The organism is Micromonospora sp. AKA38, assembly GCF_027925725.1.
Taxonomy (GTDB): Bacteria; Actinomycetota; Actinomycetes; order Mycobacteriales; family Micromonosporaceae; genus Micromonospora.
Window position 1 is genome coordinate 742,412 of record NZ_BNEI01000005.1, and the last position, 11,977, is coordinate 754,388.

An 11,977-nucleotide genomic window follows, 5' to 3' on the forward strand; every position below is an offset into this window, starting at 1 on the left:
GTGACGTGGTGAGAGCCGTCACGGCGACCGGTTCGCCGGGCATATCGAAAAGGCATACGCCCGCGCAACAGCGCTCCCCCTCGAGTGGAGGCACGGAACCACACGTGGTCGATCGCGCCAAGCCCGGTTAGGGTTGACTAACCGGGTGTCGATCTTGAGGGGGCTGTGTGCTGGTTCTGGTGGCGGTCCATGCGCTCGCAGCCGTGACCGCCCCGGCGCTGGTACGCATCTGGGGCCGTCGGGCGCTCTACCTGCTGGCCGCCGTCCCGGCCGCGGCGCTGACCTGGGCCCTGACCCGCACCGACTCGGTCCGCTCGGGCACGCCCGAGGTCGAGACGGTGACCTGGGTGCCGCAACTCGGCCTGGACCTCGCGCTGCGGATGGGCACGCTGTCCTGGCTGATGGTGCTGCTGGTCGGCGGCGTCGGTGCGCTCGTGCTCGCGTACAGCGCCCGCTACTTCCGCTCCGACGATCCCGGCCTCGGCCGCTTCGCCGCGGTGTTCGTCGCGTTCGCCGGCGCGATGCTGGGCCTGGTGGTCTCCGACGACCTGCTGCTGCTCTACGTGTTCTGGGAACTCACCACCGTCTTCTCGTACCTGCTGATCGGCAGCGACCCGACCCGACGGGCCAGCCGGCACGCCGCCATGCAGGCGCTGCTGGTGACCACGCTGGGTGGCCTGGCGATGCTCGCCGGCTTCGTGATGCTCGGCGAGCACGCCGGCTCGTACCGGTGGTCGGAGATCTCGCAGGACCTGCCGACCGGCGGCTACCTCACCGTCGCGCTGGTGCTCGTCCTGCTCGGGGTGACCAGCAAGTCGGCGATCTTCCCGTTCAGCTTCTGGCTGCCGCGCGCGATGGCCGCGCCGACCCCGGTCAGCGCCTACCTGCACGCGGCCGCCATGGTGAAGGCCGGGGTGTTCCTGGTCGCGTTGATGGGCCCGGCGGTGGGCCAGGCCACCGCGTGGCGCGGCGTCCTGCTGGCCGGCGGCCTGGTCACCATGTTCCTCGGCGGCTGGACGGCGCTGCGGCAGGTCGACCTGAAGCTGCTGCTGGCGTACGGCACGGTCAGCCAGCTCGGCCTGCTGATGGTGATCCTCGGCGCCGGCACCCGGGACACCGCGCTGGCCGGCGCCGCGATGGTGCTGGCCCACGCGCTGTTCAAGGCCACCCTGTTCCTGGTCGTCGGCGTCGTCGACCACGTCGCCGGCACCCGGGACCTGCGTGAGCTCAGCGGCCTGGGCCGACGGGCGCCGGCGCTGGCGGTGGTCGCCGGGCTCGCGGCGGCCTCGATGGCGGGCCTGCCGCCGCTGGCCGGGTTCGTCGCCAAGGAGGCCGCGCTGGAGGCGTTCCGGCACGGCGGCGCCGTCGATCTGGTGGTGCTCGCCGGGCTGGTGACCGGCTCGGCGCTGACCGTCGCCTACACGGCGCGCTTCCTCTGGGGCGCGTTCGCCGCCAAACCCGACGTGCCGGCTACCCGGCCCGAGCCGGTCGACCGGGCGTTCCTGGCGCCCGCGGTGGTGCTGGCCGTCGCCGGCCTCGCGGTCGGCGTCCTCGCCCCGGCCGTGGACCGGGTGCTCGTCCCGTACGCGGACCAGTATCCCGGCGCCGACGCGGGCTACCACCTCGCGCTCTGGCACGGGCCGACCCCGGCGCTCGGCCTGTCGGCGCTGGCCGTCGCCGCCGGCGTCGTGTTGTTCCTGCTGCTGCACCGACGCCGACCGCACCTGCCGCGGCTGCCCTTCGACGGCGCCACCGGCTACGACCGGCTGGCCGGCGCCGTGGACCGCGCGGCGGTGGAACTCACCGGCGCCACCCAGCGCGGATCGCTGCCGTTCTACCTCGGCGTCATCCTGCTGGTGCTGGTCGTGCTGCCCGGCGGCGCGTTGCTGGTCGGCGTGCCGTGGCCCGAGCGCTACCAGCTCTGGGACACCCCGTTGCAGGCCGCCGCCGGCGCCGCCGTGGTGGTCGCCGCCGTGGCCGCCGCGCGCGCCCGACGTCGGTTGACCGCGATGATCCTCGTCGGGGTGACCGGCTACGGCACGGCGCTGCTGTTCATCCTGCACGGCGCGCCCGACCTGGCGCTGACCCAGTTCCTGGTGGAGACCGTCACGATCGTGATGTTCGTGCTCGTGCTGCGCCGGCTGCCGACGAAGTTCTCCGCCCGCCCGATCCGGTCCAGCCGGCGGGTGCGCGTCGCGCTCGGCGTGGCCGTGGGCGTGGTCACCGCCGGCATGGCGTACGTCGCGGCCGGGGCGCGGGTGGCGACGCCGATCTCGGTCGGGTTCCCCGAGGAGGCGGTCTCCTACGGCGGCGGCAAGAACGTGGTCAACGTGACGCTCGTCGACATCCGGGCCTGGGACACGATGGGCGAGATCGCCGTGCTGGTGGTGGCCGCGACCGGCGTGGCCAGCCTGATCTTCCGTCGGTCCCGCGCCCTGGACCTGCGCAGCGGCATTCCCGGCGTCGGCCGGCAGAGCTCGGCGCGCCCGCGCTGGCTGACCGGCGGCGCCACCACCCGCGCGCAGTCGGTGATCCTCCAGGTCGTCACCCGGGTGCTGTTCCACGCCATCCTGCTCTTCTCGATCTACCTGCTCTTCTCCGGCCACAACCAGCCCGGTGGCGGGTTCGCCGCCGGACTGGTCGCCGGACTCGGCCTGGCCGTGCGCTACCTGGCGGGCGGGCGTACCGAACTCAACGGCGCGGCGCCGGTGGACGCCGGCCGGGTGCTCGGCGCGGGCCTGTTCGTCGCCGTCGGCACCGGGCTGGCCGCGATGCCGCTGGGTGGCGACTTCCTGCAGAGCGCGGCGCTCGACCTCCACCTTCCGGTGCTGGGTCACGTCCACTTCGTCACGTCGGTCTTCTTCGACGTCGGCGTCTACCTCATCGTGGTCGGCCTGGTGCTGGACATCCTGCGCAGCCTGGGCGCGGAGATGGACCGCCAGGAGGAGGCCGACCAGGGGGAGACCGACCAGGGGGAGACCGCCCCGACCGAGGCACGGGAAGAGGAGTTGGTGTGAGCCCCAACCTGGTCTACGTCGTGGTGGTCGGCGTCCTGTTCGCCACCGGCGTCACGCTGCTGCTGGAACGCAGCCTCACCCGGGTGCTGATGGGGGTCATCCTGCTCGGCAACGGCGCGAACCTGCTGCTGCTCACCGGTGGCCGGGCCGGCGGCCCGCCGATCGTCGGCACCACCGCCGAGGAGGAGATGTCCGACCCGCTCCCGCAGGCGATGGTGCTGACCGCCATCGTCATCACGCTGGGCATGACCGCGTTCCTGCTCGCCCTGGCGTACCGCAGTTGGCACCTCAACGGGCACGACGAGGTGCAGGACGACGTCGAGGACCAGCGCATCATGGAGCTGGCGGAGCGGGACGAGGGGCCGGGCACCGCCGACCCGGAGACCACCGACCGGGTACCGACCGCCGGGGCGGACGACGACCGGCGGGTGGCCGCCGGTGGGCCGGGGCGGACCCGATGAGCTGGCTCGTGCCGTTGCCGGTGGTGATGCCGCTGTTCGGCGCCGCCCTGACGCTGCTGCTCGTCGGCCGGGCCCGCGCCCAGCGGTGGGTCAGCATCACCGTCCTCGCCGCCACCGTGGCGGTCGCGGCGCTGCTGCTGGTCCGCGCCACAGTCGACGGTCCGCTGGTGGTCGAGGTGGGCGGCTGGGTCGCGCCGCTGGGCATCGTGCTGGTCGCCGACCAACTCGCCGCGCTGATGCTGGTGGTCTCCGCCGCGGTCACGCTGTGCGTGCTCGTCTACTCCATCGGGCAGGGCCTGGCCGACGGCAACGAGGAGACGCCGCTGTCGGTCTACCACCCGACCTATCTGGTGCTGACCGCCGGCGTGTGCAACGCGTTCCTCTCCGGTGACCTGTTCAACCTCTACGTCGGCTTCGAGATCCTGCTGGTGGCGAGCTACGTGCTGCTGACGCTCGGCAGCACGGAGAACCGGATCCGCGCCGGCACCACGTACGTCGTGGTCAGCCTGCTGTCGTCGCTCATCTTCCTGGTCGCGATCGGCCTGATCTACGCCGCCACCGGCACGCTCAACCTGGCCCAGCTCGTCGACCGGCTGGACGCGCTGCCGGACGACCTGCGGCTGGTCCTTCAGGGCATGCTGCTGCTGGCGTTCGGCATCAAGGCCGCCGTGTTCCCGCTCTCGGCCTGGCTGCCGGACAGCTATCCCACCGCGCCGGCGCCGGTCACCGCGGTCTTCGCCGGCCTGCTCACCAAGGTCGGCGTGTACGCGATCATCCGGACCGAGACGCTGCTGTTCCCCGGTGGCCGCACCGCCGACCTGCTGCTGGTGATCGCGGCGCTGACCATGGTGGTCGGCATCCTCGGCGCGGTGGCGCAGTCGGACATCAAACGGCTGCTGTCGTTCACACTGGTCAGCCACATCGGCTACATGCTGTTCGGGGTCGGCCTGACCACCGCGCTCGGGCTGTCCGCCGCGATCTTCTACGTGGTGCACCACATCACCATCCAGACCACCCTGTTCCTCGCCGCCGGTCTGGTCGAACGACGCAGCGGCAGCACCGCGCTGGACCGGCTCGGCGGGCTGGCCCGGCTGTCGCCGTTGCTGGCGGTGCTCTTCTTCGTGCCCGCGCTCAACCTGGCCGGCATACCGCCGTTCTCCGGGTTCCTCGGCAAGGTCGGCCTGGTGCAGGCCGGCGTGTCCGACGGCGGCGTGCTGGCCTGGGCGCTGGTCGCCGGCGGGCTGCTCACCAGCCTGCTCACGCTCTACGCGATCGCCCGGGTGTGGAACCTCGCGTTCTGGCGGGACCCGCACCCGGCCATGCCGGTCCCCGACGACACCACCCGGGCGGCCCGCACCGACGGCGCCGAGCAGCCGCACGGCGACCCGTCGCCGGCCGGCGCCGTGCTGCCCCGGCTGATGACCGCCTCCACCGCCGCGCTGGTGGTGCTCGGTCTCGGGCTGACGGTGGTGGCCGGGCCGCTCTTCGACATCAGCACCGACGCCGCCGACGACCTGCTGCGGCGTGCCCCCTACGTCGAGGCCGTCTTCCCGGACGGTGCGCCGTGACCACTCATCCGCGTGCGCCGCTGACCCGCCGCGTGCGGTGGCGCAACCGGGCCGTCGCGGTGACCGGCCTGGTCACCGTCTGGGTGCTGCTGTGGGGCACGTTCACCTGGGCGAACGTGATCAGCGGCCTGGCGGTCGCGGCCGTGCTGCTGGTGGTCTTCCCGCTGCCGCCGGTGACGTTCGCCGGGCGGATCCGGCCGGTGCCGCTGGCCCGCTTCCTGGCCCGTTTCCTGTGGGACCTGGTGGTCGCGTCCGCGCAGGTGGCCTGGCTCGCGATCCGGTTCGGGCACACCCCGCGCGGGGCGATCATCGCGGTGCGGCTGCGGGTGAACACCGACCTCAACCTGACGCTCACCGCCGAGGCGCTGTCCCTGGTGCCCGGCAGCCTCATCCTGGAGGCCGACCGGGGGACCGGCACGCTCTACGTGCACGTCATCGGTGTCCGGACACTTGACGAGGTGGAACGGTTCCGGCGCGGTGTGCGGGAGCTGGAGGAACGTATCGTCGCCGCCGTCGGCTCGGCCGAGGAACTGCGCCGGCTCCGCGACCCCGATCCCACCGGCCCGCCCGAGCCGGTCGACCTGGAAGGGGCACCGACGTGACAGTCGTGGCCGTGATCGTCACCGTGCTGCTCACCGTGGCCGGTGGACTGACCCTGCTCCGCATCATCCGTGGACCGTCGATCCTGGACCGGGCCGTCGCCACCGACGTGCTGCTCGCCGTCGCGGTCGCCGCCATCGCCACCGAGGCCGCCTACAGCCGGGACGCCACCGCGCTGCCGGTGCTGGTGGTCCTCGCCGTCGTCGGCTTCGTCGGCTCGGTCAGTGTCGCGCGGTTCGCGGCCCGGAAAGATCCCAAGTGACCGTCGACGCCCTCCTCGACACCGCCGCCGGCGTCTGCCTGATCGCGGGTGCCCTGCTCAGCCTCGCCGCCGGCATCGCCCTGGTCCGTTTCCCGGACGTGCTGTCCCGGATGCACGCCGCGGCCAAGCCGCAGGTGTTGGGGCTGCTGCTGGTGCTGCTCGGGTGCGCGTTGCGGCTGCGTACCGGCGTGGACATCACCACGCTGGTGCTGGTGGGCATGTTCCAGCTCGCCACCGCCCCGGTCGCGGCGCACATGGTCGGGCGGGCCGCCTACCCGCACGACGACATCCGGCGGGACCTGCTGCTCACCGACGAGCTGGCCGGTCGGCTGGACCGGGTCCGCGCGAGCCGGGCCGGGGCGGCGGAGACCCCGTCGACGGTCGGCGCGCCCGGACGCGACGCGCGGCCCCCGGCCTGACGGTTTCTCCGCTATCCTGACCCGTGGTTTTGTTGGTTGGTTCGGGTGGCGGGGTTGGTGGGTATGGAAAAGGGCACTATCGTCCGGTTCGACGACGTCCGGGGTTACGGGTTCATCGCGCCGGTGCGCGGCGGTGACGACGTCTTCGTGCACGCGAACGACTTCGGCGACCAGCGGCATTCCGTGGCGGTCGGCATGAAGGTGAGCTACGAGGTCGTGCAGTCCGAGCGGGGTCTGAAGGTCGCGCGGGTGACACTGGACCAGCCACCGGTGTCGCTGCACGGCGCGACGGCCGCCGTGCCGGCCGGCGCCGGGGCGGCGCCGATGGAGGACGACGAGTTCGACGTCCTGACGGTCGGCCAGTTCGAGGCGTCGGTCACCGAGCTGCTGCTGGCGAACGCGCCCACCATGACCGGCGGGCAGATCGTCCAGGCCCGGCGCGCGCTGATCGCGCTGGGGCGTCAGCACGGCTGGGTGGAGGACTGACCGCCCCGGTGCCCGCCGGTCAGCGGTTGCGCTCCACGACGTAGGCGGTCAGGTCGAGCAGGAAACGACCGTCCTCGGTGTCGGCCGCGGCGCCGAGGGCCCGTTCTCCCTCGCGTCGGGCCGCCGCGGCCAGTTCCCGGGCGCTGCGCCGGGCCGCCTCCACGCAGTCGTACGCGAGCAGCCGCCCGTGCAGCCAGCGCACCTCCGACGCGGTGCGCGCCGCCCGGGTCCGGCCCAGGAAGCGCAGCGCCCGCTCGCGTTCGTCGGGCGTGCACCGCCGCAGGAAGTCGATGAGGATGAGCGTCCGCTTGCCCTCCCACAGGTCGCCGGCGATCTCCTTGCCGTACCGGGCGTAGTCGCCGGTGAGGTTGAGCGCGTCGTCCTGGATCTGGAACGCGGCGCCCAGGTACCAGCCGTACCGGTCCAGGACGTCGACCGCGTTCTCCCGCCCGGTGGCGACCAGGACGCCGGCACGGCACGGATAGATGCAGGTGTACCAGGACGTCTTCTTCAGACACATCCGGTAGTAGTCGTCGGCGTCCAGGTCGCACACGTTGTCGCGGATCCAGCCGACCTCGATGGCCTGCCCCTCCAGCGAGTGGCGCAGCATCAGCTCGGTCTCGGTGAACAGCCGCCACGCGATCCCCGAGCCGAGCGCCGCCCGGTTCGCGGCGAGCCGCCGCAACGCCAGCAGGTTCGTCATGTTGCCGACGTTGAGCGCCACGCCGACCCCGTACTCGGCGTGCAGGGTCGGCCCGCCGCGTCGCTGCTCGCTGGCGTCCTGGATGTCGTCGTGGATCAGGAACGCGTTGTGGAACAGCTCCACGGTCACCGCGGCGTTGAGCCCCACCGGCTCGGCGCCGCCGAACGCCCGGCAGGTCGCCAGGCACAGCGCGGCGCGCAGTCCCTTGCCCCAGCGCCGGGGATACTCCGCGACCAGGTCGTAGAGGTACCGCGGCCCGCCGTCGGGCAGGTCGTCGAGCAGCGCGTCGAGGGCGAGCCCGCGGTAGCGCGCCAGCATGCGGTCCACGTGCCCGCCGGCCACCCCGGTGGTCGGCGCCACCGCGCGGCTACCGGTCCGTCCGGGTCGGACCGGCCGGACCCGGCGACGACAGCCGGTCCGCGAGCCCGTTGGCCACGTCGGGCGCCAGCCGCGCGAGATTGAGTACGGTGTCGAGCGCGTCGTGCGCGTCCGAGGTGTACCGGCGGATCACCTCGCCGCGTTGGTCGTCGGCCATCTTCAGTTGCCCGACCACGGTGTCGATCAGCGCGTGCCCGTCGGTGCGGACCCGCGCGACGAGTTCGTCGAACGCCTCCGGGTCGACCCGGCGGCTCTCGGTCAGCTTCTCCTCGAGCCGTCGGGCGCCGGCCAGCCCCGCCGCGAGTTCCTCCTCCAGCACCGTGGCCGCGTGGGTCACGGTCTCCGAGGTCTCCTCGGCCACCTTCTCGAAGCGCTCGTCGGTGCGCTCACGCTGGGCGTCTGTCATGGCCGAAGTGTCACCGGACCGCTGATGGCACGCCAGAGGAGTGTCGCCATGGTGACTCAGCGTGGCCGGGGGCGAGGGCCGCTGCCGCCGTGAGCCGGGTCAGCGGGGCCGCTGGCACGGTACGCAGAAGCGGGCCGCGGGCCGGATCTCCAGGCGGGCCGTCGGGATGTCCTGGCCGCAGCGCTCACAGACGCCGTACCTGCCCTCGGCCATCCGCGTCAGCGCCCGGGCGGTGTCCGCGGCGCCCTGCTCGGCGGCCTCGATCAGTCGGCGCAGGGTGTCCGGGTCGTGGCCGCCGTGCTCGGGCTGGCGGTGCTGCCCGGTCAGCTCCCCGAGCTGGGCGGTGTACTCCGCGGACTGCCGCTCGAGCAGTTCGCGCAGCGTTCGGGTGCGGTCGTCGAGGGTGTGCGTCATGGCCGGATGGTCCTTTCGGGAATGATGACGGCCCGGCCGCCCGGGCATCGGGGCGGGTGCGGCGGGGCCAGGGTCGGGGGGCGCGCGTGACGACGTCGCGTCGGCGTCGCCTCAGCGGCGGCGAGGGCCGTCCGGGACGGGCCGGACGCGACCGTCGCCGACCGGACCGGTGCGCACCGCCGGCTCGGGCCGGCGCGGCAGCGCGACACCGGCGAGCACGGGCGGCGGAGCCGTCGACGTGCCGCTCATGATCACCGCCTCCTCGCTGCTCGGCCACCGGGTCGGATCTCCATCGTCGTCGGCGTGGCAGGGACCGGCACTGCCAGCGGCCGGCCAACAAGTGGCTGCCTGGTTGCCGGTGGCCGGAGAGGTGCGGGCGTCCGGGCCGCCGCGTCCGGCGCCGATCGCGCTGCTCCACACCGCTTTCGCCGGCTCCGGGCGGCGATCGGAGCGACACCGGGGCCGGCGACGGCGGACGCTACGGTTGACGCATGGGCATCGACCAGCGCCACCACGGCGATTGCGTGCCTGCCCGGTCGGCCGACCGGGCGCCGCCCACCAGCACGGTCCACGCCCGCCCGTCCACCGCGTCGCCGTAGCGTCCGCCCGCTCCCGGGCGGCCCGGCCGCCGTCCCTGGGGAGTTCTCGTGATCATCGAACGCACCGTCCTGCCCGGCATCGGGGTCCGACACACCATCACCACCGAACAGGGTCGTCGGATCGGCGTCGTCGTCCATCGGCTCGGTGGTCGGCGGGACGTCGTGCACGACGACCCGACCGACCCCGACGGCACGGTCAACCTGGCCCTCACCCGCGACGAGGCGACGGCCCTGGCGAACCTGCTCGGGTTCCCGGAGCTGGCGCTCGTGCCGGCCTGACGCCTACGCGGGCAGCGGCCGGCGGGGCCAGTCCAGCGCCCGCGCCCCGAGCACGGCGGCGTGCAGGGTGAACCGGTCCCGGGGGTCGGCGGGGTCGTAGCCACTCAGCGCGCGCACCCGACTGAGCCGGTAGGTGACGGTGCGTACGGACACGTGCAGGCGGCCGGCCGCCTCGGTGGCGACCTCACCGCAGGCGAAGTACTCGGTCAACGTGTCCAGCAGCGGACCGGCGCCGCCCCGGGCCTGGCCGAGCGGGGTGAGCACGGCCCGGACGAGGTCCACCATCGCCGGCTGGTCCCGCAGCAGGACGCGGTAGATGAGCAGGTCGTGGGCGTCGATCACCGGTGTCTCGGCGCGTAGCCGCCGGGCCGTCGTCAACGCCTCCCGGGCTTCCTCGTAGGAGCGGGCGATGCCGTAGAGACCCGGATGCGGCCGGCCCACGGCCACCTGCCACGGGCGGCCCCGCACCAGCCGGTCCAACTCGCCGTGCATCAGCCGGCCCAACTCCCCGGGCGGCTCACCGCCGGCGGGCCCGCGCCCGGGCGACACCGCGTCGGCCGGCGCGATCACGACCAGCAGCCCTTCCTTCGTGGCCACCAGCACGTCCCGGTCGCCGAGCCGGTCGAAAATGACCCGTTCGAGCGTGCTGATCGCCGCCCCGGTGTCCGGTAGCCGCCGGCCCGGTGCGGCGAGCGCGACCTGGTGCACCCGGGCGAGGTCCAGCCCGAACGGCTCGGCCCGCTCCACCAGGCCGCCGAGGTCGGAGTCACCCCGCAGCAGGTCGTCGACGAGTTCCCGGCGCAGCGACTCCTCACGGCGGACCAGGTCCCGGCGGGCCGCCGCGTAGCCCTCGGCCAGGGTGGCGACGGCGGCGTCCACCACGTGCAGGACCGCCTCCGCGGTGGCGCGTACCGTCTCGCTGTCGGTGGACCGGTCCAGGTGCGGAAGCTGCTGCCAGAGCCGGCGCGCCGCGGACAGGTAGAGCTGCACCACCCGGCCGGCCGACACGCCCTGCTCGGCGGCGCGCCGGCCGAGGGCGCCCACCGCGTCGAGTTCGCCCCGGCGCGGCCGGCGGCCGGTGACCGCCGCGTCCCGCAGGAGCGGCAGATAGTCGCCGAGCAGCTCCACCGGTACGCCGGCGGCGTCGGCGCTCGCCTCGCGGGCCACGCTCGTCAGCCACCCGTCGTCGCCGGTCCCGGCCGGTCCCGGCCGGCGGCCACCCTCGGTCATCGCGGTCTCCCAGTGCGGGGCCGGCCATCGGCCCGGTGCCCCAAGGCTAGGCCCCGACCCGGCCCGCTCCCGGCCAGGTCCGGCCGGCCGGCCCGGTTCGACGCCGCACCCCGGCGCGTCGGCGGCCGGCGGACGCAATCCGTTGGCCGGACCGGAACGGGTCGGCGACCATGGTCGGCATGAGGCTGCCGTTGCAGGGTGGGTTGCCGCCGACGGGTGGGCCGGTCGACGGCATGGTGGAGATCGCCTGCGACGAATCGGGGTTCTCCGGCACGAACCTGCTCGACCCGGCCACTCCGCTGATCGCCCACGCGAGCGTCGACCTGCGGGCCGAGGAGGCGACCGCGCTGCTCGCGTCCCTGCGGTCCGGGTTCCGGTTCTCGCCGGACGAGGTCAAGTCCCGCCAGTTCCTCCGTCAGCCGGGAGCCGCGCCGGCGGTGGACTGGTTCCTGGCCGCGCTGCGCGGGCGCGCACACGTCCAGCTCGTCGACAAGCAGCTCTTCCTGGCCACCCGCGTCGCCGACCTGCTGCTGACCGAACCGTCCTACGCCGCCGGCACCCGCCTGGCCGGGGAACGCCGGGCCGACGCCCGCGCGCTGCACCGGGCCGGGCGTGCGGCCGGCCCCGACTGGGACGCCTTCCTGGCGGCGTTCGTCGACATGCTGCGGACCAAACGGCGGGACCGGGCGGACGACGGCAGCGTGGACCGCTTCTTCGCGGCCCGGGACGCGCTGCTGCGGCACGCGCCGACCGACGCCGTGCTCACCGCGCTGGACCGGAGCCGGGTGGCCGCTGTCCAGGCCCGGCTCTACGCCGAGGACCGGACGATTCCGCCGCCGTTGGAGCCGTTGCTGCCGGCGCTGGCCGAGACCGTGCTGTTCTGGAGCGTGGGGCGGCGGCGGGTGCTGGTGACCCACGACGAGCAGAGCGCGCTCACCGCCGACCGGCTGCGCCGCCTCCAGCGGGCGCTGGCCGAGCGCGCCGGACTGCCGGCGGGGGAGTCGCCGCTGGCCGGCCTGGTGATGACCGACTCCCGGGACGACCCGCGCGTGCAGGTCGCGGATCTGCTCGCCGGTGTGGCGCGGCGGATGCCGCGCGCGGTCGACGACGGCGCGTTGCTGACTCCGTAGCGCCGCTGGGTACGCGTACTCAGCA

The 11,977-nt window shown here is 74.0% G+C and carries 14 protein-coding genes; 9 read left to right on the top strand and 5 right to left on the bottom strand.

Annotation, left to right across the window (positions count from 1 at the left end; genetic code table 11):
• Nucleotides 1–167 precede the first annotated feature (167 nt).
• The 7 genes from TPA0908_RS20715 to TPA0908_RS20745 all read left to right on the top strand — a co-directional run bounded on the left by TPA0908_RS20715 (nt 168) and on the right by TPA0908_RS20745 (nt 6,813).
• Nucleotides 168–3,017 (top strand): Na+/H+ antiporter subunit A, encoded by a 2,850-nt coding sequence (locus TPA0908_RS20715; protein ID WP_281940346.1) that lies wholly within the window; start codon nt 168–170, stop codon nt 3,015–3,017.
• The gene (locus TPA0908_RS20720) at nt 3,014–3,478 is read left to right on the top strand and encodes a Na(+)/H(+) antiporter subunit C (RefSeq protein ID WP_281940347.1); all 465 of its coding nucleotides are present in this window, start codon (nt 3,014–3,016) and stop codon (nt 3,476–3,478) included. Before TPA0908_RS20715 ends, TPA0908_RS20720 begins: the two co-directional genes overlap by 4 nt.
• Entirely contained in the window at nt 3,475–5,046 is a 1,572-nt protein-coding gene (locus TPA0908_RS20725) for a Na+/H+ antiporter subunit D (protein WP_281940348.1), read from the top strand. Before TPA0908_RS20720 ends, TPA0908_RS20725 begins: the two co-directional genes overlap by 4 nt.
• Nucleotides 5,043–5,648, top strand: coding sequence for a Na+/H+ antiporter subunit E (locus tag TPA0908_RS20730; protein ID WP_281940350.1), 606 nt, complete (start codon nt 5,043–5,045; stop codon nt 5,646–5,648). Before TPA0908_RS20725 ends, TPA0908_RS20730 begins: the two co-directional genes overlap by 4 nt.
• Nucleotides 5,645–5,908, top strand: a complete 264-nt coding sequence (locus tag TPA0908_RS20735) for a monovalent cation/H+ antiporter complex subunit F (RefSeq protein ID WP_107155397.1) — start codon at nt 5,645–5,647, stop codon at nt 5,906–5,908. The genes TPA0908_RS20730 and TPA0908_RS20735 overlap by 4 nt, the downstream gene beginning before the upstream one ends.
• Nucleotides 5,905–6,327 (top strand): monovalent cation/H(+) antiporter subunit G, encoded by a 423-nt coding sequence (gene mnhG / locus TPA0908_RS20740; RefSeq protein WP_281940354.1) that lies wholly within the window; start codon nt 5,905–5,907, stop codon nt 6,325–6,327. Before TPA0908_RS20735 ends, mnhG begins: the two co-directional genes overlap by 4 nt.
• A gap of 63 nt (nt 6,328–6,390) precedes the next feature.
• Entirely contained in the window at nt 6,391–6,813 is a 423-nt protein-coding gene (locus TPA0908_RS20745) for a cold-shock protein (RefSeq protein ID WP_281940356.1), read from the top strand.
• Between the two features lie 19 nt (nt 6,814–6,832).
• On the opposite strand, the gene TPA0908_RS20750 is transcribed toward TPA0908_RS20745, so the two are convergent.
• The 4 genes from TPA0908_RS20750 to TPA0908_RS20765 all read right to left on the bottom strand — a co-directional run bounded on the left by TPA0908_RS20750 (nt 6,833) and on the right by TPA0908_RS20765 (nt 8,963).
• On the bottom strand, nt 6,833–7,876 hold the full coding sequence (locus tag TPA0908_RS20750) for a polyprenyl synthetase family protein (RefSeq protein WP_281940358.1): 1,044 nt from the start codon (nt 7,874–7,876) through the stop codon (nt 6,833–6,835).
• Nucleotides 7,877–7,883: 7 nt separating this feature from the next.
• Nucleotides 7,884–8,300 carry a hypothetical protein gene (locus tag TPA0908_RS20755; RefSeq protein ID WP_281940360.1) on the bottom strand — a complete coding sequence of 139 codons (417 nt, stop codon included), beginning with the start codon at nt 8,298–8,300 and terminating at the stop codon, nt 7,884–7,886.
• A 99-nt stretch (nt 8,301–8,399) separates the two neighbouring features.
• Nucleotides 8,400–8,714 (bottom strand): TraR/DksA family transcriptional regulator, encoded by a 315-nt coding sequence (locus tag TPA0908_RS20760; protein WP_281940362.1) that lies wholly within the window; start codon nt 8,712–8,714, stop codon nt 8,400–8,402.
• 111 nt (nt 8,715–8,825) lie between these two features.
• Nucleotides 8,826–8,963, bottom strand: a complete 138-nt coding sequence (locus tag TPA0908_RS20765) for a hypothetical protein (RefSeq protein WP_281940364.1) — start codon at nt 8,961–8,963, stop codon at nt 8,826–8,828.
• Between the two features lie 398 nt (nt 8,964–9,361).
• Between TPA0908_RS20765 and TPA0908_RS20770 the strand changes: the two genes are divergently transcribed.
• The gene (locus TPA0908_RS20770) at nt 9,362–9,592 is read left to right on the top strand and encodes a potassium transporter TrkA (RefSeq protein ID WP_281940366.1); all 231 of its coding nucleotides are present in this window, start codon (nt 9,362–9,364) and stop codon (nt 9,590–9,592) included.
• A 3-nt stretch (nt 9,593–9,595) separates the two neighbouring features.
• Here TPA0908_RS20770 and TPA0908_RS20775 read toward each other — a convergent pair whose 3' ends face one another.
• Nucleotides 9,596–10,822 (bottom strand): PucR family transcriptional regulator, encoded by a 1,227-nt coding sequence (locus tag TPA0908_RS20775; RefSeq protein ID WP_281940368.1) that lies wholly within the window; start codon nt 10,820–10,822, stop codon nt 9,596–9,598.
• A gap of 179 nt (nt 10,823–11,001) precedes the next feature.
• Between TPA0908_RS20775 and TPA0908_RS20780 the strand changes: the two genes are divergently transcribed.
• Complete coding sequence (locus tag TPA0908_RS20780) at nt 11,002–11,952, top strand: hypothetical protein (protein WP_281940370.1); 951 nt, start codon at nt 11,002–11,004, stop codon at nt 11,950–11,952.
• Nucleotides 11,953–11,977: the final 25 nt, after the last annotated feature.